This is a genomic window from uncultured Gulosibacter sp. (assembly GCF_963509965.1).
Classification (GTDB): domain Bacteria; phylum Actinomycetota; class Actinomycetes; order Actinomycetales; family Microbacteriaceae; genus Gulosibacter.
On sequence record NZ_CAUPDE010000003.1, the window covers coordinates 73557 to 97025 of the forward strand.

The window sequence follows — 23469 nt, forward strand, 5'->3', positions numbered from 1 at the left end:
CCGACACTATCGGGAGGCAGGCACCCGCCCGCGCTAGCGCTTGAGGAAACGCTGCAGCTTTTCGAGCTCTTCGGCAGTGGGCTGACCGGCACCACCACCGGCACCAGCACCGAATGCGCTGCCGCCAAACGCCGCGCCCGACTGCTGAGTCGCAGTTTGCTCGGCAGCGGCCTGCTTGGCGGGGTTACCCGAAACCCGGCGCCCTTTGCCCTTACCTTTTTGTTTGGTCGCCTGCTTACGCTGCGCGGCACGGCCACCGCCGGGCATCCCCATCCCCGGCATACCTGGGATCTGTGGCATACCGCCTCGGGCGACGTTTTTCATCATCTTCGCCATCTGATCGAAGCGCTTCACGAGGTCGTTAACCTCGCTCACCGAGGTGCCCGAACCACGAGCGATACGAGCCCGTCGCGAACCATTGAGCACCTTCGGCTGCTCACGCTCGAGCGGAGTCATCGATTGAATAATCGCCTCGATGCGCACGAGTGCCGACTCGTCGAAGTCGTCCATCGCGGCCTTCATTTCTTTCGGCACACCCGGCAGCATCGCGAGCATCTTTTTCAGATTGCCCGCCTTGCGAATCTGCTGCATCTGCTTCAAGAAGTCGTTCAGCGTGAACTGCTCATTGGCGAGTTTCTCGGCCGCCTTGCGCGCCTCTTCTTCATCGAACGCCTTCTGCGCCTGCTCAATGAGGGTGAGCACGTCACCCATGTTGAGGATGCGCGACGCCATCCGATCGGGGTGAAACACCTCGAAGTCATCAAGCTTCTCGCCCGTCGACGCGAACATAATCGGCTGCCCGGTGGTCTGTGCCACTGATAGCGCGGCACCACCGCGGGCGTCACCGTCGAGCTTGGTGAGCACGGCTCCGGTAAAACCGACGCCGTCGTGGAAGGCTTTCGCGGTTGCAACCGCATCCTGACCGATCATTGAGTCGATCACGAACAGGATCTCGTCGGGCCGGGTGGCGTCGCGAATATCGCGGGCTTGCTGCATCAACACCTCGTCGACACCGAGACGACCGGCGGTATCGATGACGACCACATCGTGCATCTTGTCGCGCGCAATCCGCATCGATTCACGTGCAACCCGCACCGGGTCACCCACACCGTTACCGGGCTCGGGTGAGAACACCGGCACACCGGCCTGATCACCGACAATCCGCAGCTGCGTCACCGCATTGGGGCGCTGTAGGTCGGCGGCTACGAGCATCGGCGAGTGTTTCTGTTCAACCAGCCACTTGGCAAGTTTTCCGGCCAGGGTGGTCTTACCGGCACCCTGCAGACCCACCAGCATGATCACAGTGGGCGGCTGTTTCGCCAGCTGCAGCGCACGAGCCTGGTCGCCACCGAGGATGCGGATAAGTTCCTCGTTCACGATCTGCACAACCTGCTGGGCGGGGTTGAGCGCCCGGTTGACATCATCACTCAGCGCGCGTTCGCGCACGTGGGCAACAAAGTCTTTCACCACCGGCAGTGCCACGTCGGCCTCGAGCAGGGCGCGACGAATTTCACGAACGGTACCGTCAACATCGGCTGCCGTGAGCTTGCCCTTCGAGCGCAGATTGCCGAGGGCTTCAACGAGACGGTCAGAGAGATTCCCGAACATGGCCATAATGACCCGATTCTACCCACTTCATGCTCGCATGCGCAGCGGGCACTCAGCTCATCAGCCGGTCATGCCAAACTCAACAGCATGACTGTTCCAGCACATGTTGCCCAACCGCTCATCCTGCCCTTTGAAGGTAAGCTTCCGCGCATCCACCGCAGCGCCTGGATCGCCCCGAACGCGACCATTATTGGTGATGTTGAGATCGGCCCCGATTCGAGCATCTTTTATGGTTGTGTGCTGCGCGGCGACTCGGGCAGTATCCGCATCGGTGCCGGCACCAATGTGCAGGACGGCACCGTGGTGCATGTGGATGCCAACGCGCCCTGTGTGCTTGGTGATGGCGTCATTGTCGGGCATGCGGCGATGCTGCACGGCACCACCGTGGCCGATGGCACGCTGGTGGGGATGCGCGCAGCACTGTTGAGCCGCTCACGCGTTGGGGCGCAATCGTTAATTGCCGCCGGTGCGGTGCTGCTTGAGGGCGCCGAGGTGGGCGACGGGATGCTCGCCGCCGGTGTGCCTGCCAAAGTGCGTCGCGAACTCACCGCCGACGAGCGCGCACGATTCATTCCCCACGCACAGTCGTATGTGGCGCTGGCAAAGCGTCAGCCCCCTGCTGCCGAGGCCGTGACGTTAGAAACGGTTTGGTTCGAATAAACAGCACGCCACTTCGGCCTAGCTGGGCCTCACTTCGAACCAAATAGGGTCGCGTGTCACCGATTTTCGTAAATCTTTTGTACGAATCCGCAATTGCGCTTGGTTCGGGCTGCGGTCAGGCGTACTGTTTACTGCGGCCCTCCCCTATTCAGTCTGCGACAAGGTTGCCCACGAAATGAGGACCACCCCTGCGGCACGGTGAGCCAAACTCACCCCGCCGCGTTCACGGCGCTCTGCGCATTCTTGGAGAGTTACGCAATGTCGAAGGATTCACCCAAGGGTTCGGCTCAACCCGCTGCCGCGGCGGCCGAAAACGCTAAAAAACTCAGCAACCGCCACGTGACGATGATCACCCTCGGCGGCATTATCGGCGCCAGCCTGTTTGTCGGCTCCGGTAACGTCATCCGCTCGGTTGGCCCCGCCGCCCTGATCTCGTACGGTATCGGCGGTTTGCTGGTCATTCTGGTGATGCGGATGCTCGGCGAGATGGCCGTCGCCTCCCCAGCCGTCGGTTCGTTTATGGAGTATGCCCGCCGCGGGCTCGGTGAGTGGGCCGGCTACCTGATCGGCTGGCTCTACTGGTATTTCTGGGTGGGCGTGATCGCCTTCGAGGCGGTGGTTGGTGGTGCAACGCTGCACGGCTGGTTCCCGATGATTCCCGACTGGGTGTTCTCAATCGCCGTGATGCTCATCTTCACGATCGCCAACCTGGTTTCGGTGCGGTCATTCGGTGAGATTGAGTTTTGGCTGGCGAGCGTCAAGGTGGCCACGATCGTGGTGTTCCTCACCCTCGGCCTACTGTTTGCCTTTGGCCTGTGGCCGGGAGCCAGCTTCTCGTTCGGCAATATCGTCAACGCTGAGGGGGGTTTTGCTCCCTACGGCTGGTGGGCCGTTATCTCGGGTGTGGCACTGGTGATCTTCTCGTACTTCGGTACCGAGATCGCCGTGATGGCTGCCGCCGAATCAGAAGACCCCAAGAAGGGCGTCACCCGCGCCACCAACGCCGTCGTGTGGCGAATCATGCTGTTTTTCATCGGGGGTGTGACGCTCATCCTGGCGATAGTGCCCTGGAACCAGCTGCCCGATCCCAACGAAATCAGCCCGTTTGCCTATGTGTTCGGTCAGATCTTCGCGCCGTTCTTCGGGCCTGGTGCAGCCAACGCAGCCGAGGTCATCATGAGTGCTGTGCTGCTAACCGCGGTGTTCTCGGTGCTGAACTCGGGTATCTACTCGGCTTCGAGGATGTTCGCGGCAATCAGTGACGAGGGTCTGGCACCGAAGTTCATCGGCAAGCGTGCCGGCAACGGTGTGCCGGTGATGGCGGTGCTCGCCTCCACCATCGGCGGTTACGCCGCCGTGCTCATCAACTTCCTGCTGCCCGACAGCGGTATTTTCACGTTCATTATGAACTCGGCCGGTTTGGTGGCGCTGCTGGTGTACGCGTTCATCGCCCTCACTCAAATTCGGATGCGCCAGCAGATGACCAGGGAGGAGGTCGACCGTCTCGAGCTCAAGATGTGGCTGCACCCGTGGCTAGCGATCCTCACCATCATCGGGGTGATCGGCGTGGTTGTGATCATGATCATTCTGCCCGACACCCGCATCCAGGTGTGGTCGACACTTATCTCGGTGGCGGTGCTCGTGGTGTTCTGGCCGGTTGCCCGCCGCAACTTGCAGAAGATCGGCAAACTCGGTCAAAAGCCCGAAACCCGTCTGCTGCGCACCGTGCAGCGCAACCAGCCGGCAGCCAGCGTCGGGCAGGCAGCAACCGACGGCGAGGTGTCAACCGAGACCCGCGCTATCCGCACTGCGAATCGCGAGCAGCGAAAGCAGCGCCACAAGCGGTAGCGCTACAACCAAAATGATCGGGTGCGAGTAAGACAGCGACTGTCTACCCGCACCCGATCTGGTTTCCGCATCCGGCAACGATCGGATGCAGCAGGCCGTTAGGCGTCGCCGACGAGCTTTTCGGCGAACACGTGCGGGGTGAAACCACTCAGGTCGTCAATACCCTCGCCGGTGCCGATGAGTTTGATGGGCAGCCCGGTGCGCTCCTGCACCGAGAGCACAAACCCGCCCTTGGCCGAACCGTCAAGTTTGGTGAGCACCAGACCGGTGACACCCGCATGCTCAATAAAGGCTTCGGCCTGCGACACACCGTTTTGCCCGGTGGTGGCATCAAGCACCAGCAGCACCTCGCTCACGGGAGTGATCTTTTCAACCACGCGGTGAATCTTTGTGAGCTCATCCATCAGCCCGGCCTTGGTTTGTAGCCGTCCGGCAGTATCAATGATGACCATTTCGATACCCTCACGTACCGCGGTTTCAACCGTCTGGTAGGCCACCGAGGCCGGGTCTTGCCCAAATTGCTGCGGGCGCACGATTCGCACATCCGCCCGCATCGCCCAGGTGTCGAGCTGTTCAACGGCTGCTGCCCGGAAAGTGTCGGCAGCACCGAGCACGACGGTGCGACCATAGTTGCGCAAGAACCGCGCGAACTTACCGATAGTGGTGGTCTTCCCAACACCGTTAACGCCAACGACGATCGACACCGCCGGTCGGGCCGAAAGATTGAGCGTGGTGTCGAACTTGCTAAGCCGCTCTTCGATGAGGTCGCGCAGCATCCGTTTCAGATCGGCGGGATCGGTGGTCTGGTAGCGGGCAACGTCATCTCGCAGCTGTTCGATGATCTCGTCGGTGATCACCGGCCCGAAGTCGGCAGTGAGCAGCGCATCCTCGAGATCTTCCCACGTCGACTCGTCGATGGTGGAACGAACAAAGAGATTACGGAGTGCGCCACCGAGTGACCAACGATTTCCTTCAGCCATGCAGCCAGGTTACGCGACCGGCGAGTGCCGCGGTGGGGATTCAATGCCAAGATAGACAGACACCAGATTTTTCGAATGGGAGCAGCATGCGAATCGGACTGATACGTCACGGCGAAACCGATTGGAACGCGCAGTCTCGCTTGCAGGGCACCACCGATATCGCACTCAATGAGCGCGGCATGGAGCAGGCGCGCGAGGCCGGGCGGCTGCTGCAACACACAAATTGGAAGCGGCTGTACTGCTCGCCACTGGTGCGCACCCGCACCACCGCCGAACTCATCGCCCGCGAAGCCGGGCTGCCGCATCCGGTCGCGGTCGATGAGTTTATCGAGCGCTCATTCGGTGAGCTTGAGGGGCTGAGTGTCTACTACGAGGACGGTAGCCGCCGCCCGCTCGACCACCCGAGCATCGAACCAAAATCGGCCGTGGTTGATCGCGTGCTCCCCCGGCTACAAGCGCTCGCCAGTGAGCACCCCGATGAGGATGCGCTGGTCATCAGCCACGGTTCGGTTGTGCGCCTGGTGCTCGACACACTGCTCCCTTTCCCCGCCCCGCACATCACCAATCTCGGCTTCTCGGTGCTTGAAACCAACCCCACGACGCCGCACGGGTTCGCGGTGGTGACCGCCAACGGCTATCCGGTGTTGCACCCCACGCAGGTGGCGCCCACCGAAACTCCCGATGGTGTCGAACCGACGAACGTGTAACCTTAGGCTTCGAGAAGGGGAGTATTCCCGAACGCGATGCGCTCGTCATCACGGGTTTCAAGGCTGGAGCCCCGGGCGTTTCGACCGTGATGACGGTGGAAGAGACCTTCAGGTAGTGCGACGACCCTGGAGGCTGTGTGAACCACGTAGAAATTTGGATCTGGGCGATCAGTGTCGCCGTGGTCGTCGGTTTTTTCTTCTTCGATTTTTATTCGCACGTGCGGCACGCTCATGTGCCGTCGATGAAAGAAGCCGGCCTGTGGTCGTTGTTCTACATCGGCATGGCCCTCGTGTTCATGTTCCTCGTGGCCTGGCAGTGGGATTGGAACCACGCCGGTGACTTCATCGCCGGCTACGCCACCGAAAAGGCACTCTCGGTTGACAATCTGTTTGTCTTCCTGCTGCTCATGACGAGCTTCAAGGTGCCAAAAATCGCGCAGCAGAAAGCCCTGCTCATCGGTATCGCCATGGCGCTGGTGATGCGCACCGCGTTCATCCTCGCGGGTGCCTGGGTGCTTGATCAGCTGTCGTGGGTGTTCTACATCTTCGGTGCCTGGTTGTTGTTCATGGCGGTGCGCCAGTTCATCGAATCGTTCGATGATTCCGATCCCGAGATGCCGGGCTGGGTGACACAGCTGAAGAAGCTCATTCCCGCGAGCGAACACTATGACGGCGACAAGTGGACCATTGTTGAAAACGGTAAGAAGATGGTCACCCCGCTCGTGCTCGTTGTGGTGGCGCTGGGGTTCACCGACCTGCTGTTCGCGCTCGACTCGATTCCCGCGATTTTCGGTATCACGCAGGAGCCCTACCTGGTGTTCATGGCGAACGCGCTGGCGCTGCTGGGGCTGCGCCAGCTGTACTTCCTCATTGACGGGCTGCTCGAAAAACTTCGCTTTCTCGACCTGGGGCTGGCGTTCATCCTCGGCTTTATCGGCGTGAAGCTGGTGTTCCATGCCCTGCACGTCAACGAGCTGCCGTTCATCAATGGTGGGCAACCGGTCAAGTGGGTGCCCGAGATCCCCACCTGGTTCTCGCTGATCTTCATTTTCGGCACCCTCATCATCGCCACCGTCACCTCGTTCATCTACGCCAGCCACGAAGAGCAGCAGGCCGAAGCAAGCGCCGAGGCCGAGTAGCCGGAGCCACTCGGCCTCGGGCCGACACTGTTGGAGACCACCCTAGTGCTGCCCGTACACATTCGAGGCGGCGGCAACGCGGTTGATGTAGTCAACCGGCGAGTTATAGGCGCCCACCGCGGCGATCCAGTTTTCAGGCACGGTGAGATCCCCACCCACGTGGCACAGATACCGTGCCGCCGCGAGCGCGGCATCATCGAGCTGCTGCGGGTCGCGCACACCATCGCCATTCCCGTCGGCGCCCCACTGTGCCCAGGTATCCGGCACGAATTGCAGCGGCCCCACGGCGCGATCCCACTGCCCGTCGCCGTCAAGCGCACCGCCGTCGGTGTCGGCCAGCTGCTCGGTGCCGTGCTCTCCACTCAGCGGCACACCGTAAATCGGTGGCTTCGTCTCGCCATTACCGGCGATATGGCCACCGTGCAGTGTGCCGTGTTCCGACTCGACCCACCCGATTCCAGCGAGGGTGTTCCAGCCCAGCCCACACTCGGGCAGCTCTTGTCGCACTCTGATTGCCGCGCCGGAATATGCCGCGAGCGCCCGCGGCGGAATACCGGTTGTTTTTGCGGTGTGCCGCACCCATTGTGAGTCGGCCAATAGCGCAATTGATTTGGATTTGGTGTTGATCTCGGTTTCGGTCGGGGCTTCGATCGCGGTTGGCGCAACCGGCGCCGGGCTCGGCGTTTGGGTCGGGCCTGCCACCGCTCCGGCAGGCCCCGTTGGCACCGTGCTATCAAACAGCGGCAGCGCCACCGCACCGATCACGGTCACCCCGGCCAAAACCATCCCGGCGGCCACCAGCAACGGTCCGTAGCCAGCCGCTTTTTTAGCGCTACCGCCACGCTGCGCTGAGCGTTGGCGACGAGCTTTGGGACCGGGAGCGCCCGACAGCAGCGGATCGTCATCAAATGCGACCGCCGCTTCCAGCTGCGACTGGGCGCCTGCGTTAGTTGAGTTCAACCGGCTCACTGCCTCACCACTATTCAACGCCTCGCAGCCGTCGCAGATACCAGAGGGTGCCGTAGCCGATACCGCCAATTGCGAGTGCACCGCCACCGATAGCGGCCCACAGCAGCAGTCGCTCGCGTTCGGGGTCGGTGACCGCTGCCGCAGCATCGCTGGCATGTTCGCTGTCGGCTTCGGCGGCCGTCACTGCCTCGGCAGCGCGCTGGCGGGCTTTTTCTTTTTCCTTTGCCTTGGCCTGCTTGGCCGCTTCGGCAGCTTTGGTTTCTTGTTCGTTGATGCTGTCGTTGACTGCTGCCGATGCTGCTCGCGAATCGGCGGATGCAGTCACCTTGCAAAACACATCCCCCAGCGGCACATCGCCAACCTGGAACACATAGCGATGGATGGCAGTCGTGGCGCTCTGGCCGTTACTAGGGTTTGTTGCGGTAGCGCTCACGGTGAGCACGTAGATGCCGGCTTCTGAAAATACCCACTGGGCGTGCGTGTGCGCCGGTTTCGGTTCGCGCAGGCTACCAGGGAGGCGCGTGCTGCCACCATCGAGCAGCGGTTTGAGATCGCCGAATGAACCCATCGAGTAGAGATGCACGCTGCCGGGCCCCTCAACACTGTGAATGTTGATGGTGACGTCGGTGTAGCCGCTACCGGTGGTGCGGTTGGTGTCCCATCCCGGCCAAACCAAATCTGATCGCTGCGCGAGGGGCAGCACATATCCCGAGGGCGAGCCGGGCAACGACGCTGGAATATTGCCCTCGTAGGCCGACTGGTTTACGCGCAGCAGCACGTCTTCGGCTTCGTGCAGCACGTGTGAGCCGGTGACGTCCTCTTTCAACTGCAGCACGGCCTGACCACCAGTGCTGACGCTGACGTTGAATGCGTCAACGTGGCCGGTGTCGAGCACGAGAGACGGTTCGCAGGTTTGCGTGGCCGATTCGGGTTTTTGGCTCGGTTGCTGGCCGCTATCGCGCCCACCATGGCTATTCGGCCCACCACGGGGCGGCTGCGGTACTTCGCCAGGGGTGACATCAAGCTGACGAATGGTGAACGCATCCCAGCCAAGCAATTCACCGCTGGTCAACTTCAGCACCAGCTTGGCCGCGCCGGGTTTTGCATCGGCCACTCGTACCGTGAGGCTACCGTCGGCACCCACCTGCACCCAGCCAAGCCACTGCTGGCCCTGTGCGGTGTGCTGCCAAACCGACACCCACTGGCCCGCAGCCTGACGTGCCGAGGCAGTAACGGTGGCGTGCTGGTCGACTGTTTTTGCAGATTTCGGGATGCGCACCACCTGACCGCGATTGGCATCGGTGAGCGATGCATCCGGCACCGGTGTGCCATCCTGTTGCTCGGGTCGCTCGATAACGTCACCGGTCACCTGAATTGGCAATCCGCTGCCGGCCTTGAGCACAACCGGCTCGTATTCATCCGCCCACTGCGGGATGAACCGGGCGGTGATCTCGTGCTGGCCCGGGTTGAGTGCGCTGGTCGCCAGACGCGCCACGCCATTTTTTACTTCGGCGACACCGAGCACCTGACCGGTTGCTGCGTCACCGTATTCAACCCAGCCGCGAGCGCTCGCCGGATCGAATTCGGCGCGCAGCTGCAGCGATTCGCCAGGTGCGAGCTTGCCGCGATCAGCGGCCACGAGCATCCCGGTGCCCGAGGTCATCTTGTTTTTCGGCCCGACATAGAACGAGTAGGTGCGTTCGGCGGTTTGGTTTTTACCGTTAATTTTTGCCGTGGCCCGGAAGGTGAGTTCGTAGCGGCCCTGTGCTCCAAATGCCCAGTTCATATGCGTGTGCTGGCGCATCCCCATGCTCCACGCCGGCAGCTTGTCGGTCGATGAAAATATCCGATTGAGCTCGCCGAAGCCGCCCGATAGGAACAGCTCGACGCGACCGGGACCCTTGGTGTTTATCAGCTCGAGGCTCACTTTGCCGTCATCGGCAGCGTTCACGAGCGGGTCGTGTTCGGTGCTGAACCCCGGCCAAATCAGTGCCGGGTCTTGGGTCTGGGGCGCCAGCCACATGTCGCTGCCAAGGCGGCGCAAAAATTCTGGGGTCTTGGCGGTCGTGGTGTGCGATGCCGCTTCGAGATGGAAGAGCGTGCTGTCGGTATCGATGCGGTAGCCGGGGCCGTTGATATCGGCTTTCGAACCGAGCACGAGTTTGCCGTTGTCAACGAACACCGAAACCGTGTCGGTGTGCACGTTTTCGATGATCCGGCGCTCCAGCGTGACCGGGGCGGTTGGTGCCCCTGACTCAGTAGCAGTCATCTCGGTAGCAGTCGTCTCGGCAGCAGTGGCGCTCGGCAGCTGCGCCAGGGGTGCGGCGATAAGCGTCGCGGATGTCAGCGCCAACCCAATTGCGGCTGCGGTGATCCGTTTCAGCACTGAGGTTCGGCGTTTCACGACGCCACCTCCAATTGCGGTTGAGTGCGAGCTTCTTCGGCAACTTCGCGGCGGCGTGCGAACTGACCGTGTTTGGGTGCAAACAGCCACGCGAGCAGGAAGCCCGCGGTGCTCACGAGCACGATGGTGCCGCCGGTGGGGAGCCCCGCATCGATGCTCCACGAAAGGTAGAGGCCAATTACCGCGGCGCTCATTCCGAGCACCGGGGCGAGGATCATCATGTGCCCGAGCCGGTCGGTCAGCAGTCGCGCTGTTGCGGCCGGGGTTACCAGCAGCGCCAGCACGAGGATGTTGCCGATCGTTTGAATCGAGATCACCACGGCGAGCGCGACCGCAATGTAGAGCCCGAGGTCGAGCATCGCCACCGGCAGGCCACTCGCCCGCGCCGTTTCGCGGTCGAGGCTCACCGCCACCAGTTCTTTACGGAAGGCACTCACCACGATGAGCAGCGCCAGCCCGGTCAAAATCACGGTCAATACATCCTCGTCGGGAATACCGGTGATCGAACCAAAAAGGAACTGCGTGAGCGATCCGGCATATCCGGGGGCGAAACTGATGATGACGATACCCAGCGCGAAGGTGGCAACAAAGAGCACACCGATCACGCCGTCCTCTTTTAGCCGCCGGTTCTGAGAGAGCAGCGCCACGAGCATTGCGGTGACCACACCGGCAATCGCGCCACCCAGCACCAGGTTGCCCTGAATAAGAAAGGCAATCGCCAGGCCCGGGAAAACCGCGTGCGCCACAGCATCACCGATGAACGCCATCCCGCGCAGCACCACGAAAGTGCCGATCACCCCGCAGACGATGCTCGAACACACCGCCATCACGAGCGCCTTCATCAAAAATCCCAGGTCGGGGTTGAACAGGTCTTGGATGAATTCAATTGGGCTCAGCATGTACCGGCACCTGCCTTCTGCATTGCGCCTACCGCGGCTTGGCCGGTGGCCTGATCGGCTCGGTTATGAGCGCCGGCGTCGGTCGCCTCAGTCGCCTCGGTCTCGGCGAGCTTGGCGGCGACCGCCGTGAGCGCGGTGAGCAGTGGATGCTCGTCGCCCACCCCGAATGCCCGCTGCCACACCGCCGGGTCACCCAGTTCGCGCGGGGCACCGTCGGCAATGATCGTGCGATTCAGCAGGCACAGTCGCGAACAGTCATGCATCGCGCCGATCAAATCGTGCGTGGTCATCAGCACCGCGTGGCCCTCTTCGGCCAGCCGGGCAAAGAGTTTTGACAGCAGTTCTTGGGTGGGCAAATCGAGGCCGGTGAACGGCTCGTCGAGCAGCAGCACCGACGGGTTCAGTGCGAGGGCACGCGCTACGAGCACGCGCTGGCGCTGCCCGCCCGATAGCTCGGCCACCGGGCGTCGCGCCAGATGATCGAGTTCGACGCGGATGAGCGCATCCATCACCGCCTCGAAGTGGCGCACGGTCGGGCCGCGCAACCAGCCGATTTTGCGCACCAATCCCGACATCACCACATCTTCGACCGTGATCGGAAAATCCCAGGCAAATTCATGCCGCTGCGGCACATAGCCGGGCCGCCCGCCGCTCACACGGGCACTTCCCCGCTCGGTTTTTTGCAGACCAAGGATGCTGCGCAACAGTGTGGTCTTGCCGGCACCATTGGGGCCAATCAGCCCGACAAACTCGCCGCGATCGATCGACAGGTTCAGGTCTCGCAGCACCTGGCGACCGCCGAGCCGCACCGCAAGATCGGTGACTTCGAGCGCCGTCATTCGGTTGCCTCGCTCTCAGGTGCGGTGGCTGCGTCACGCTCTTGCGCCGCTTGTTTTGCGCGGGCTGTCGCCACGCGACGCTTGGTGCGTGCCGTTGCCACGGTGATGATGATGAATGCGATTACCGCTACGGCACCAACAACCCCAGCCACGATCCAGATCACGCCACCCAGGCCGCTGTCGGAACTCGTCGCCTGCGGTTCAGTGGCAGCCGGCTGTGCAGCCTCGGACGCTTCGGGGGCTTGGGCTGCGAAGGCCGCATCGATATCAGCGTTTTCACCAACTGCAAAACGCAGGGTGTCGGTGGCGCGCACCTCGCTGCCGTCGCGCAGCGCCGCACTAAATGCCACCTCTACGGCATACACGCCGGGTTCAGTAAACACCCAGTTGGCGTGAGTGTGTGTGTTCGACTCGATCCAGGCCTGCTGCGGCAGCTGGTCATAGGTGGAGTACAGCTGCTGCGGTTCACCAAAGTTGCCGTTTTGCAGGTACACCACCAGCTGCCCCGGCCCGTCAACAGCGACGATTTCGAGGGTGGCGCCGAGATCAAGATTTTCAAGCACGCCGGGTTCTTGTGTGTTCCATCCCAACCACACCACGTCGGGGTGCTGAGTTTGCGGCACCACATACACTTCGGTGCCGGGGTCGACGCCGAGGAAGCGATACTGCTCGTTGTCGGGAACCGTGAGTTTCGATGCTTCGTTCACTTTGAGCACCACATCGGCAGGCATCCGCCAATAGCGGGGAACGCTGGTGTCGTCGTGCAGCTGCACTCGCCACTGACCAGTGTTGAGTGTGGGACCAATGTCGACGTGCCCAGCGTCGATGACCACCTGGCCGGTGCCCTGTTCCTGGTTTGGGTCAATCACCTGGGTCAGACCCGAGTCGTCGCCGTTCGAGTCATCATTCGCTGCCAGTGTCGTTGCTGAGGCACTGCTTGGTGGGGCTACCAGCGCCGCGGCGCACAGCAGCGCGGTGGCAGTTGTTGCGAGTACTGCGAGCGAGCGTCGCATGGGCTTCCTTTCTCGGAGGTCGGTTCGGTTGCGTAGTGCGAACAGGGTCGGCATCACTCCCCCAAACAATCGACGAGCGAATGCGCGTTGAAGCGCATGAGTTTGATGTAGGTATTGGCTTCGGGGATGAACGAGTCACCGAGAATCGGACAGACTCGCACGCCCTTTTCTTTGGCGATTTCGTTGAGCGTCGACGACCGCTGCGCCAGATTCGGTTCGAGGAAAACTGCCGGAACGTGCAGGTTTTCGATGGTTTCGCCCAGGCGTCGGCGTTCGATCAAACTGGGCTCGGTCGCCGGGTTCGGAGTAACAAAGCCGGCAACGCGCAGTTCGTAGGCCTTGGCGAGATAGGCAAACGAGTCGTGGGTGGTGATGAGGGTGCGGCGACTCTCGGGAATCTGCTCGATTGAGCTGCGCATTTCATCGTCGAGTGCTTCGAGTTCTTTGATGTAGGCGGCGGCGTTGCGCGCGTAGGCGGATGCGTTCGCCGGGTCGATCTCAATGAGTTTGTCGCGGATGATCTGCACGTAGGCAATCACATTGCTGACGTCATGCCAGAGGTGCGGGTCAATTTCGCCGTGCACATGTTTGCCGAGCACGGCCTGTGGCAGCTGGAATACTTCACTGCCGGCGTGCCCGAGAAACCGGTAGCCGGGATCGGCTGGGATGGACACGAGGGTGCTGTTTGGCACCGCGATCACGACATTTTCGATGCCGTAGTAGTCGCGGTTTGTCTCCCGGTCGACGAGCAGCCGCAGCTCACGATTTTCGAGACTGACGTCAATATCGGCGTGGCCGGCATCCAGCACGGTCGCGCCGGGCCGGTTCGGTGCCGAGTAGGGGTCAACTCCAACCGCGAACACGAGTGTCCCGGTGGCGACCGGTTCTGGCTGGTCATCGGTCGGGGCTTTGCGCAGCTCGCCCTTGAGGTCGAGCTCGTAGTAGCCGGGTGCGGTGAAGGTCCAGCTCAAATGTGTGTGGGCGTCAGCGGGCAGCGTGACCCTGTCGGTGTAGGGGTCGGCCCCGTCGCTCGAATCGAAATAGCGTTCAACGTCGCCGAAGCTGCCGGTGAGATAGGCGTGGAGCGCGCCGGGCCCCCGCGCTCCGGTGGTCGAAAGCTCAACCTTTGATGAACGGTCGATTCCGTCGACGAATTCGCCGCCCGAAGCACGAAAGCCGAGCCAGATTGAGTCGAGTGACACATCCTCAACCAGGGGAATCACTTCGGCGGCATATTTGACCGCTTCTTCGGCGAGTGACACCTGCACGGCGTGTTCGGGGAGGTTGGCGTCGATGGTGCTGATTACTCGCTGCTCTTCGAGCATGAGGTAATTGGTGAATGCGAGGTCGGAATACACGACGTCGCGCACATCGCGCAGCGTGGGTTCGTAGCTGTGCGGGTCGGCGCCGTCGGGTACCAGCTGCACCACATCTGCCTGGTCGCCGGCGACGTTGCGCACCAGATCTGCCAGGATGCCGGTGGTGGTGACCACCTGAATGCGGTCGCGCGAGCTGGCAGCTTCGGGAATGGCGGCACAGCCACCGAGCAGGGCGGTGGTGAGTGTGAGCGCGGTGGCAGCAACGAGTCGTCGATTCAAGTCAGGTTTTTCGCTCGGATTACGGAAATGCTTGTGGGCTGATGGTTGACCGGTTCGGCGGTGTTGGCCGGGGAGGTTCCCTGGCCAACACCGCTTCGGATCAGGGAGTGCTACTCGGCACGCATGGTGCGGCGCAGCAGCGCGACACCGGCGGCGCCCAGAACGAGTGCGCCGAATGCAATCGGCAGCATCGGTTCGGCGCCGGTGGCGGCTAGATGGTTGCCGCCGGTCTTGGCGCCCGGAGTGCTGGTGGCACCACCAGCGGCGGCCTGACCGTTGCCGGCCTGGTTCCCGGCACCGTTCTGGTCGGCGCCGGCGCTGTTATTGCCGCCTGCGCCCGCGGGAGGTTGCTGGCCGGGGCCGTTGCCCTCCGAGCCGCCGTTCTCGTCATCGGTGTTTCCGGGTGCCGAGGTGACGGATGCGGTGGGGCCACCGGTTGCCGGTGCGCTTTCGGCCGGTTCCGGTGTGTTGGTTGGCTCGGCCGTTGGCTCGGGCGTACCGGTCGGTTCTTCAGTTGGCTCGGCCGTTGGCTCGACCGTTGGCTCAGCGGTAGGTTCCGCGGTGGGCTGCGGCGTTTCGGTGGGATCTTCAGTGACTTGAATCGACACGGGTTCCGAAGTCACCGAAACCGGTGCAGCGTTGTTGCCGTAGTCTTTGCCGCCGGTGACCGAAACCCGGTATTCAACACCGGCCTTGGCCGGCACCGAGATCGATGCGCCCTCGCCAGCGACTTTCCAATCACCTGCGGCACGCTCGCTACCGGATACCTCGCGCGACTCCCACGTGTAGGTTTCAAATCCGGCATCTTCGGGCGACTTTGCGGCCGAAAGTGTGACGTTATCGCCAACTGTCACCGGCTTTTCGGCACCGGTAACCGTTACCGATTCGGGGGCGGACTGGACGACGATGGTGTAGGTCTCTTCTTCGGTGGTGGAGGTGAGCTTGCCGTCTTCGCTCGTTACTGTTGCCTGCACCACGAGCTTGTAGGTTCCCGGCTTCGAAAAGGCCCAGTTGGCGTGCACGTGCGCGGCCATATCCTGCTGGATCGTTCCGGGGAAGGTGTAGTCACCGTCTTTCATGAGGGGCGTAACGCCACCCCAGGCACCGCTGCTCCAGATCGAAATTTCACCGGGACCGTCAACACTCTTGATGTTGATATCGGCCTTGAGGTTTGCCCCGTATTTCGGTTGTAGCTGCAGACTATCCCAGCCCGGCCAGACCAGGTTGTGGTCCTGGGTGATGGGGAGGTAGTAGGCCGCGTCGCTGGGCACTGATTGCGGGATCGCCTGGGCCGGAAGGTTTTGCACCAGTGAATCCGCTTTGACAAAAAGTACAAAATCGCCGGGTTCGTGCGGAACGTGCTGCCCGGTTACGTCTTCTTTGAGGTTGAGTCCGGCGTTGCCGTCGTCCTTGAGATGCAGGTTGAACAGGTCAATATGCCCTTGATCGAGCTGCAGCGGCGCAGCGTCTGCCATCGCGGATACGCCACCGAGCAGCGATGCGGCAACAAGCGTTGTTGCACCGAGCATTGCGGCAGCGCGCGCACGCAGTGTGCGAGTCATGTCATGCCTTTCCAGCGGCGGCTTCAGCCCACCGCAATAGCTAATGATAACGGTTTGCATTACTCTACACGAGCGACAGAACCACTGATGCCGCCTGCACCCACAGAGCAGGCTGCCGAGAGCCGCAACACAACTTCTGGGGCCGATGCGCACGAAATGAAAGCCCGCTCGCTGCAAATTCAGCGACTAATTGCTGAACTCTTTTCCGAGGGATGCACCATTAACTGGCAGCTTCTGCCACCGTTTCAGGGCAAATCAGAGCCGGACAACGGCAGTCACCGTAACTACCGCTTCGCCGGCTTCGGCCGACGCAGCCAGGTCAACTGTGGCGCGGATACGCCAGGCAAGGTCGCCTTCGGGATCGACAATCGTCTGCTCCACATCCCAATAGCCCTGCGACTCGCGCGACCGATCAATGCGGCAGTGCTGCGGTGAGCGCGCCGCAGCGTCGATCTCAATCGCGTCATATTCGTCGTAGTAGTCATCAAGAACGCTCGGCCAGCCGATCTCAGGGTCGAGTGCCTCGAGCTCAGCATCCCGCTCATGGGCAGCCAACTGCACCCGTCGCCACATGGCGTTACGCACCAGCACCGTAAACGCCCGCTGGTTCGTCACCACGCTCGCCGGAGCGGGCGGCACCACCGACTCATCATCGTCACTCGCTGTCGGAGCCACCAGATCAGCCCACTCATCCACCAGCGACGAGTCAATCTGCCTCACCAGCTCACCGAGCCATTCAATCAGGTCACTGAGCTCGTCGTTGCGATACTCTTCAGGCACGGTGCGGGTGAGCGCCCGGTATGCATCCGAAAGATAGCGCAACACGAGCCCCTCTGAGCGCGCCACCTCGTAGCGCGAAACAAAATCGGCAAAGCTCAGCCCCTGCTCGTATATATCGCGCACCACCGACTTTGGCTGCAACTCAAAATCACGCACCCAGGGCTGCGACTGCGCAAAATCGTCATAAGCCTGCTGCAGCAGCGCTTCAAGCGGCTTCGGCCAGGTGATCTCTTCGAGCCGGTCCATCCGCTCGTCATAGTCGACGCCGTCAGCCTTCATCGCCGCCACCGCCTCGCCGCGTGCCTGGTGCTGCTGCGCCATCAACACCGGGCGGGGATCATCGAGCGTGGCCTCAATCACACTCACCACATCGAGCGCATAATTGCCGGTGCCCACCGAACCGGGGCCGGGTTCGGGATCGAGCAGTTCGAGCACCGCAATCGCCAGCGGCGAAAGCGGCTGATTGAGCGCAAAATTCGGTTGCAAATCAACAGTCAGCCGCAGCTGCGGACGGCCGTTTGGCAGCGGATGCTCGCGGTCAATCTCGATAATGCGCGCGTCGAGCAGCGTGCGGGCAAGCTCAAGCGCACGGCGTGCCAGCTCATATTGCCGCACCGGCGGCTCGTGGTTGTCAAAGCACAGCTGCCGCACGTGCTCCACCACATCACCACCGCGGGCGGCAACGTTAACGAGCATGGCGCTCGTCATTTGCAGGTGGCTCGTGAGCGATTCGGGTTCGGCCTGAGTGATGCGCTCAAAAGTCTGCTCGGTCCAGTTCACAAACCCCTTCGGGGGCTGTTTCCGCGTGATCTTCCGCTGTTTTTTCGGGTCACCCGCAGCCTTGGTCATTGCGGCCTCGTATTCGACCACGTGATCGGGCGCCTCCACCACCACCGTGCCGTGATCGTCATAGCCGGCGCGACCGGCACGCCCCGCAATCTGGTGGTACTCGCGGGCGGTGAGGTGCCGCATCCGCTGACCGTCGAATTTGCTGAGCGCGGTGATCAACACCGACCGAATCGGCACATTAATTCCCACCCCGAGCGTGTCGGTGCCACAGATCACTCGCAGCAGGCCGCGCTGCGCGAGCACCTCCACCAGGCGTCGATAGCGCGGCAGCATCCCGGCGTGGTGCACGCCGATCCCCTGCCGCAGCCAGCGCGACAGCGATTTCCCAAACGAGGTGGTGAAGCGGAAATCGCCGATCGCCGCCGCAATCTCGTCGCGCTGCTGTTTAGTCGCAACTTTCATACTCGACAGCGCCTGCGCTCGCTCAACGGCCGCAGCCTGCGAAAAGTGCACGATGTAGATGGGCGCCTCGTCATCTTCGAGCAGCTTCTCGACGGTCTCATGCACGGGAGTGAGCACATACGAAAACGACAGCGGCACCGGGCGGGTGGCTCCGGCCACCAGCCCGGTTTCGCGGCCGGTGCGGCGAGTGAGATCGGTCCGCAGCCGCTCGGTATCACCGAGTGTGGCTGACATCAGCAAAAACTGTGCCCGCGGCAATAGCAGCAGCGGCACCTGCCAGGCCCAGCCGCGCTGATCGTCTCCGTAGTAGTGAAACTCATCCATCACGACCTGGTCGACCACCGCATCCGGGCCCTCACGCAGCGCGAGATTGGCAAGAATTTCAGCCGTGCAGCAGATGATGGATGCGTCCGGGTTCACCGACGAGTCGCCGGTAACCATCCCCACCCGCTCGGCACCGAAAGTTTCAACCAGGCTGAAAAATTTTTCGCTCACCAGTGCCTTGATGGGCGCCGTGTAGTAGGTGCGCCCGCCCGCGGCAATTGCAAAGGCGTGAGCCGCGAGCGCCACCAGCGATTTGCCGGTGCCAGTGGGCGTTGCGAGCACCACATTTGACCCCGCCGCCAGGTGCATCACGGCTTCTTCTTGCGCCGGATACAGCTCAATACCGCGCTCGAGGGTCCAGTCGAGGAACGCCTCGAGGGCATGGTCGGCTTCGTACGGGGCGTCGGGATCGCTCAGCGTGGGGATGAGGTCGGGCAGGAATGCAGTCATGACCCTCTGAGTTTGTCATGCGCCAGCGACAAGTGCTGTATGCGTGGGCAGTGTCACCCTCGGTTACCACCCCACGCACCAATTGAATTCGACTAGTGCAATTAACTCACTACGACTGCTATGCTACCTAACTACGACGCGTCGAACATTTTAGTTATGCCTAACAAGAAAGACGTTCAATGCACATTCGCTCACGTTTCAAAGCCCTCCTGGGAACGGTGGCGGCCGCCGCACTCCTGATCACCGGCTGCTCGGCCAGTCCCCAGACAAGTGGTAGCGATGCACCCCTCACGGTGTATGCAACCACCGGCTATCTCGCCGATGCGGTCGCGAATATTGCCCCCGACGCGGAAGTCACCACCATGGTCGGGCCCGGCGGAGACCCCCACACCTACCAACCTTCAACCCAAGACATCGAAAAAATTCAAAATGTCGATCTGGTGCTGTGGAACGGGCTACATTTGGAAGCGCAGATGACCGACCTGCTCGAAAGCCGTGGCGACCGACAGCTCGCAGTGGGTGAGCAACTCCCACAGGAGCTACTGCTGGCGTGGCCCGAAACCGACGACGAGGGCAACGCCCTGCACGATCCTCACGTGTGGAACAGCCCCGAAGCGTGGTCACTCATCGTCGGTTACGTCGCCGACAAGCTCGGCGAAATCGACCCTGAAAATGCGGAGCTCTACCGCAAGAACGCTGTCGCATATCAGGAGCAAATCGCTGAGACCGCCAGCGAGGTGGAGTCGCTGCTGGCAACCGTGCCGGAACCGCGAATTCTTGTCACCGGCCACGACGCGTTTAATTATTTCGGCGACACCTACAACCTCAGGGTGCATGCCACCGACTTTGTCTCCACCGAAGCCGCACTCAGCGCCGGAGAACTGTCGGAGCTGGCTCAAATGATCGCCGACAACAAAGTACCGGTGATCTTTCAAGACAACCAGGCGAACCCGCAGGCCATCAAGAGCCTGCAAGAGGCAGTTCGTGCGCGTGGCTGGGAGGTCGAGATTTCGACCGAAGAGCTCTACGCCGACTCCCTCGGTGCAGAACCGGGAGTCGACACCTACCTCGGGGTGCTCCGCCACAACGCTCAGGCAGTATCCGACGCCCTCGGAAGCGACGCACAGTGACCGACACCATCTCGACACGAGCAACTGCCGGCGAACAAAAGCTCCAGTTCGCCTGCTCGACTCAAAACCTGTCGGTCGCCTACCGGGATGCACCGGTGCTGCGCGGCGTTGATTTCCTCGTACCGCAGGGGGTCGTGATGGGAATTGTCGGCCCCAACGGCGCCGGTAAATCAACCCTGATCAAAGCGATGCTCGGACTTGTAAAGCCCCTCACCGGAACGAGCGAGTTCTTCGGCAGTCCACTTGAACGCGTACGCCAGCGGGTCGGTTATATGCCGCAGTCAATGAGCGTCGACTGGGACTTCCCCACCACGGTGCTTGATGTTGTCACTATGGGCACCTACGGTTCGCTCGGCTGGCTGCGACGCCCCGGAAAGGCCGAACGGGCCCGTGCCATGGCCGCTCTAGAGCAAACGGGAATCCCGGAGCTTGCCGCGCGCCAAATTGGCGAGCTTTCTGGCGGACAGCGCCAGCGAGTGTTTCTCGCCCGCACCCTCGCGCAGGAACCCGACCTTTATTTCATGGACGAACCGTTCCAGGGTATCGATGCCAAAAGCCAGCAGGCGATCGTCAACGTGCTCCACTCGTTGCGAGCCCGTGGGAAGACGGTGGTAATTGTGCACCACGACCTTGCCACAGTGCGCGACTACTGCGACCACGTGACTCTGTTGAACCGCCGCATCGTTGCCTCTGGGCCGGCGGCACGGGCGTTCACGAAAGACAATATCCGCACCGCCTACGACGTCACCGCCGAAGACGATGCCTTCCTCGAGTTCACATCATGAGCCTGATCGAGTTTTTTGATAACCACACCTACCGCATGGTGCTGTTCGGCACTATGACGATCGGTCTGGTTGCCGGGGCACTCGGCAGTTTTGCCTACCTGCGCAAGCAGTCGCTGATCAGCGATGTGATTTCGCACGCGGCCCTTCCCGGTACGCTACTGGCCTTCTTGACCGCCGTTTTGGTGCTCGGCGCCGACGGCCGCAACATGATCACCCTGATCATCGGCGCGGTCGCCATCGGCACCCTCGCAGTGCTGTTCGCCAACGACATCACCCGCACCTCAAAAATCCGTATCGACACCGCAATGGCGGTTTCGCTGACGATCTTTTTTGGCGCGGGGATGCTGCTCATGCGAATCATCGCCAACGGTGCTTTCCCCGGCAAGGGCGGCATCCAGGACTACCTTTTTGGCAACGCATCGGTGATCACCATCGCTGATCTCACCACGAGTATCACGGTCGGCGCCCTCGCCCTCATTTTGATGATCGTGTTCTGGAAAGAGTTCGCGCTGCGTACTTTCGACCCAGATCACGCCACCGTGCTTGGCCTCCGAGCCCACACGATCGACACCCTCATGTTCACCACGATCGTGATAGCCACCGTGATCGGGGTTAAGGCCGTCGGGCTGGTGCTCATGGTGGCGTTCGTCGTCACCCCGACGGCCGCGGCACGGCAATGGACGCGCACTTTGCCGGGCATGGTGACACTCTCGGCCATCTTCGGTGCGGTGGGCAGCGGGATCGGCGCATACCTGTCGATCGCACTGGGCAATATCCCCACCGGGCCGCTGATCGTGCTCACACTGTTCGCGATCTTCATGATTTCGCTGCTGTTTTCACCGCGCCGCAGCATCATCACCCGCGCCCTTGCGCGCAGCCGCGCTCGCGCGGCGCTGAAGCAGCAGCTGGTTTCAGAAAGGACCGCGCAATGAGTTTCACCCTCGGCACTATGCTGCTCGCGGTCATCACCGCCGTCGCTTGCGCGCTCCCCGGTACCTTCGTGGTGCTGCGCAAGGGGTCGATGCTCGTCGACGCGATTGCTCACTCGGTATTCCCCGGCATCGTTGTCGGCTACTTCATCACCCGCAATTTCGACTCTCCCCTGCTCATTGTCGGCTCTGCGCTGGCGGGCCTGCTGGTGGTGCTTGGCGCAGAGTGGCTGTCGCGTACGGGGCTGCTCACCGGGGATGCCCCGCAGGGGCTCATCTTTCCGGCCGTGTTCAGCGGTGGGGTGATTTTGGTGAGCATGAATTTCGCGAACCTGCACCTCGACACCCACACCGTGCTCGCGGGCGATCTGAACCTCGCCGCGTTCCGGCACCTCACCATCGGTGGAGTCTCGCTGGGGCCGTCGTATATGTATGTGATGCTCGCGGTGCTGCTCGTCAACGCCGCTTTTCTCACCGTGTTCTATCCGAAACTCAAGGTCACGACATTCGATCCCGAGTTTGCCGACACGCTCGGCATTCGTGGCGGGCTCATCAACACCGCGTTCATGTTCCTGGTCTCGGTGACCGTCACCGCCGCGTTCCATGCCGCGGGTGCCATTCTTGTGATTGCACTCGTGGTCGTGCCACCGGCCACGGCCTACCTGATCAGCACCCGATTGCCCGTGATGATCACGCTGACCGTGGTGATCGCGGCAGTCGGTGCTGCCGTTGGCTTCTGGCTCGCGTACGTGCTCGATGCCGCCACCAGTGCGGGTATGGCGGTGTTTTATGGGCTCATGTTCGCGGTGGCATTAGCTGGCACAAAAATTGCGCAACGGCGTCGGCAGCTCGCACACCACTATTCGAGCAGCGCCACCCAGACGGCGTCGGTTGCAGCACGCCCAAGCGGCAGCACCGTATCGTGATCCACGACCGCCACCTCGATGGTGTCGGTGTACGGGGCTGAGGCTCTCGTCTCGAGTAGCGTGCCGTACACGATGCCATGATCTGCGAAATACTGCAGCAAGTTTGAGTCGTCGTCAGAGATCCGCTCCACCCGCACCCGCGTACCCGCTTCAATATCCGTCAGCGGCACCGCATCGGGTTTGACCACGGTGCCGTCGGGTGCGGGGATGGGGTCGCCGTGCGGGTCTCGCTGCGGGTGCCCGAGCAGTTCATCGATCCGGTCGATCATGAAATCTGATACGGCGTGCTCAAGCATGTCTGCTTCTGCATGCACCTGATCCCAGCGGTAGTGCAGCACCTTCACCAAAAAGGTTTCGATCAGTCGGTGGCGACGCACCATCGCCACCGCGTGAGCGCGACCTTCCGGCGACAAACCCACCGCGCTATACCGGGTGTGTTCCAGCAGCCCCTGGGCGCTGAGCTTTCGAATTGCATCGGATGCGGTCGACAGCGCCACTCCCGTGCTTGCCGCAACCATCGACGCGGTCACCGGAGCATCCGACCACTCCTGCAGGCCCCACACTGCTTTGAGATAGTTCTGAGTGCTCTCCGACAACGCAGATACCGACATGTTCGCAGCCTACCAAACGTCAACTACGACGCAGCGAAACCACCGCGCGCAGCTTCA

General features: G+C 62.0%; 19 protein-coding genes. 8 read left to right on the forward strand and 11 right to left on the reverse strand.

Annotation, left to right across the window (positions count from 1 at the left end; translation table 11 throughout):
• Positions 1-33 precede the first annotated feature (33 nt).
• Positions 34-1614: a signal recognition particle protein gene (gene ffh / locus RQ865_RS03530; RefSeq protein WP_311477584.1), complete on the reverse strand. Its 1581-nt coding sequence runs from the start codon at positions 1612-1614 to the stop codon at positions 34-36.
• An 81-nt stretch (positions 1615-1695) separates the two neighbouring features.
• Between ffh and RQ865_RS03535 the strand changes: the two genes are divergently transcribed.
• Together RQ865_RS03535 and RQ865_RS03540 are read left to right on the forward strand one after the other, a co-directional pair.
• Entirely contained in the window at positions 1696-2268 is a 573-nt protein-coding gene (locus RQ865_RS03535) for a gamma carbonic anhydrase family protein (protein ID WP_311477586.1), read from the forward strand.
• Between the two features lie 258 nt (positions 2269-2526).
• Complete coding sequence (locus tag RQ865_RS03540) at positions 2527-4116, forward strand: amino acid permease (RefSeq protein ID WP_311477587.1); 1590 nt, start codon at positions 2527-2529, stop codon at positions 4114-4116.
• 98 nt (positions 4117-4214) lie between these two features.
• Here the strand turns inward: RQ865_RS03540 and ftsY are convergent, their stop codons facing one another.
• The gene (gene ftsY / locus RQ865_RS03545; protein ID WP_311477589.1) at positions 4215-5096 is read right to left on the reverse strand and encodes a signal recognition particle-docking protein FtsY; all 882 of its coding nucleotides are present in this window, start codon (positions 5094-5096) and stop codon (positions 4215-4217) included.
• A gap of 86 nt (positions 5097-5182) precedes the next feature.
• Between ftsY and RQ865_RS03550 the strand changes: the two genes are divergently transcribed.
• Together RQ865_RS03550 and RQ865_RS03555 are read left to right on the forward strand one after the other, a co-directional pair.
• Positions 5183-5803, forward strand: a complete 621-nt coding sequence (locus RQ865_RS03550) for a histidine phosphatase family protein (protein WP_311477591.1) — start codon at positions 5183-5185, stop codon at positions 5801-5803.
• Between the two features lie 137 nt (positions 5804-5940).
• Positions 5941-6942 carry a TerC/Alx family metal homeostasis membrane protein gene (locus RQ865_RS03555; RefSeq protein WP_311477593.1) on the forward strand — a complete coding sequence of 334 codons (1002 nt, stop codon included), beginning with the start codon at positions 5941-5943 and terminating at the stop codon, positions 6940-6942.
• A gap of 42 nt (positions 6943-6984) precedes the next feature.
• On the opposite strand, the gene RQ865_RS03560 is transcribed toward RQ865_RS03555, so the two are convergent.
• From RQ865_RS03560 to RQ865_RS03595, 8 genes are all read right to left on the reverse strand, one after another.
• Positions 6985-7911: a lytic murein transglycosylase gene (locus RQ865_RS03560; RefSeq protein WP_311477594.1), complete on the reverse strand. Its 927-nt coding sequence runs from the start codon at positions 7909-7911 to the stop codon at positions 6985-6987.
• Between the two features lie 10 nt (positions 7912-7921).
• On the reverse strand, positions 7922-10315 hold the full coding sequence (locus RQ865_RS03565; RefSeq protein WP_311477596.1) for a choice-of-anchor M domain-containing protein: 2394 nt from the start codon (positions 10313-10315) through the stop codon (positions 7922-7924).
• Positions 10312-11214, reverse strand: a complete 903-nt coding sequence (locus RQ865_RS03570; RefSeq protein WP_311477598.1) for an anchored repeat-type ABC transporter permease subunit — start codon at positions 11212-11214, stop codon at positions 10312-10314. Before RQ865_RS03570 ends, RQ865_RS03565 begins: the two co-directional genes overlap by 4 nt.
• Positions 11208-12053 carry an anchored repeat-type ABC transporter ATP-binding subunit gene (locus RQ865_RS03575; RefSeq protein WP_311477600.1) on the reverse strand — a complete coding sequence of 282 codons (846 nt, stop codon included), beginning with the start codon at positions 12051-12053 and terminating at the stop codon, positions 11208-11210. Before RQ865_RS03575 ends, RQ865_RS03570 begins: the two co-directional genes overlap by 7 nt.
• The gene (locus tag RQ865_RS03580) at positions 12050-13066 is read right to left on the reverse strand and encodes a choice-of-anchor M domain-containing protein (RefSeq protein ID WP_311477601.1); all 1017 of its coding nucleotides are present in this window, start codon (positions 13064-13066) and stop codon (positions 12050-12052) included. The genes RQ865_RS03575 and RQ865_RS03580 overlap by 4 nt, the downstream gene beginning before the upstream one ends.
• Positions 13067-13119: 53 nt before the next feature.
• On the reverse strand, positions 13120-14664 hold the full coding sequence (locus tag RQ865_RS03585; protein WP_311477604.1) for an anchored repeat ABC transporter, substrate-binding protein: 1545 nt from the start codon (positions 14662-14664) through the stop codon (positions 13120-13122).
• 110 nt (positions 14665-14774) lie between these two features.
• The gene (locus RQ865_RS03590; RefSeq protein ID WP_311477607.1) at positions 14775-16226 is read right to left on the reverse strand and encodes a choice-of-anchor M domain-containing protein; all 1452 of its coding nucleotides are present in this window, start codon (positions 16224-16226) and stop codon (positions 14775-14777) included.
• Positions 16227-16481: 255 nt separating this feature from the next.
• The gene (locus RQ865_RS03595) at positions 16482-19031 is read right to left on the reverse strand and encodes a DUF3516 domain-containing protein (RefSeq protein WP_311477609.1); all 2550 of its coding nucleotides are present in this window, start codon (positions 19029-19031) and stop codon (positions 16482-16484) included.
• A 179-nt stretch (positions 19032-19210) separates the two neighbouring features.
• Between RQ865_RS03595 and RQ865_RS03600 the strand changes: the two genes are divergently transcribed.
• Genes RQ865_RS03600 through RQ865_RS03615 form a run of 4 tightly spaced genes read left to right on the forward strand, consistent with a single transcriptional unit; the run spans position 19211 to position 22801 of the window.
• Entirely contained in the window at positions 19211-20161 is a 951-nt protein-coding gene (locus tag RQ865_RS03600; RefSeq protein ID WP_201517412.1) for a metal ABC transporter substrate-binding protein, read from the forward strand.
• Positions 20158-20946, forward strand: a complete 789-nt coding sequence (locus RQ865_RS03605; RefSeq protein WP_230976013.1) for a metal ABC transporter ATP-binding protein — start codon at positions 20158-20160, stop codon at positions 20944-20946. Before RQ865_RS03600 ends, RQ865_RS03605 begins: the two co-directional genes overlap by 4 nt.
• The gene (locus RQ865_RS03610; RefSeq protein WP_201613640.1) at positions 20943-21878 is read left to right on the forward strand and encodes a metal ABC transporter permease; all 936 of its coding nucleotides are present in this window, start codon (positions 20943-20945) and stop codon (positions 21876-21878) included. Before RQ865_RS03605 ends, RQ865_RS03610 begins: the two co-directional genes overlap by 4 nt.
• Positions 21875-22801, forward strand: a complete 927-nt coding sequence (locus RQ865_RS03615; RefSeq protein ID WP_311477613.1) for a metal ABC transporter permease — start codon at positions 21875-21877, stop codon at positions 22799-22801. The genes RQ865_RS03610 and RQ865_RS03615 overlap by 4 nt, the downstream gene beginning before the upstream one ends.
• Here RQ865_RS03615 and RQ865_RS03620 read toward each other — a convergent pair.
• A complete protein-coding gene (locus RQ865_RS03620; protein ID WP_311477615.1) occupies positions 22735-23412 on the reverse strand; it encodes a metal-dependent transcriptional regulator in 678 nt (225 codons plus the stop codon). The two genes, RQ865_RS03615 and RQ865_RS03620, sit on opposite strands and share 67 nt — an antisense overlap.
• Positions 23413-23469 lie beyond the last annotated feature (57 nt).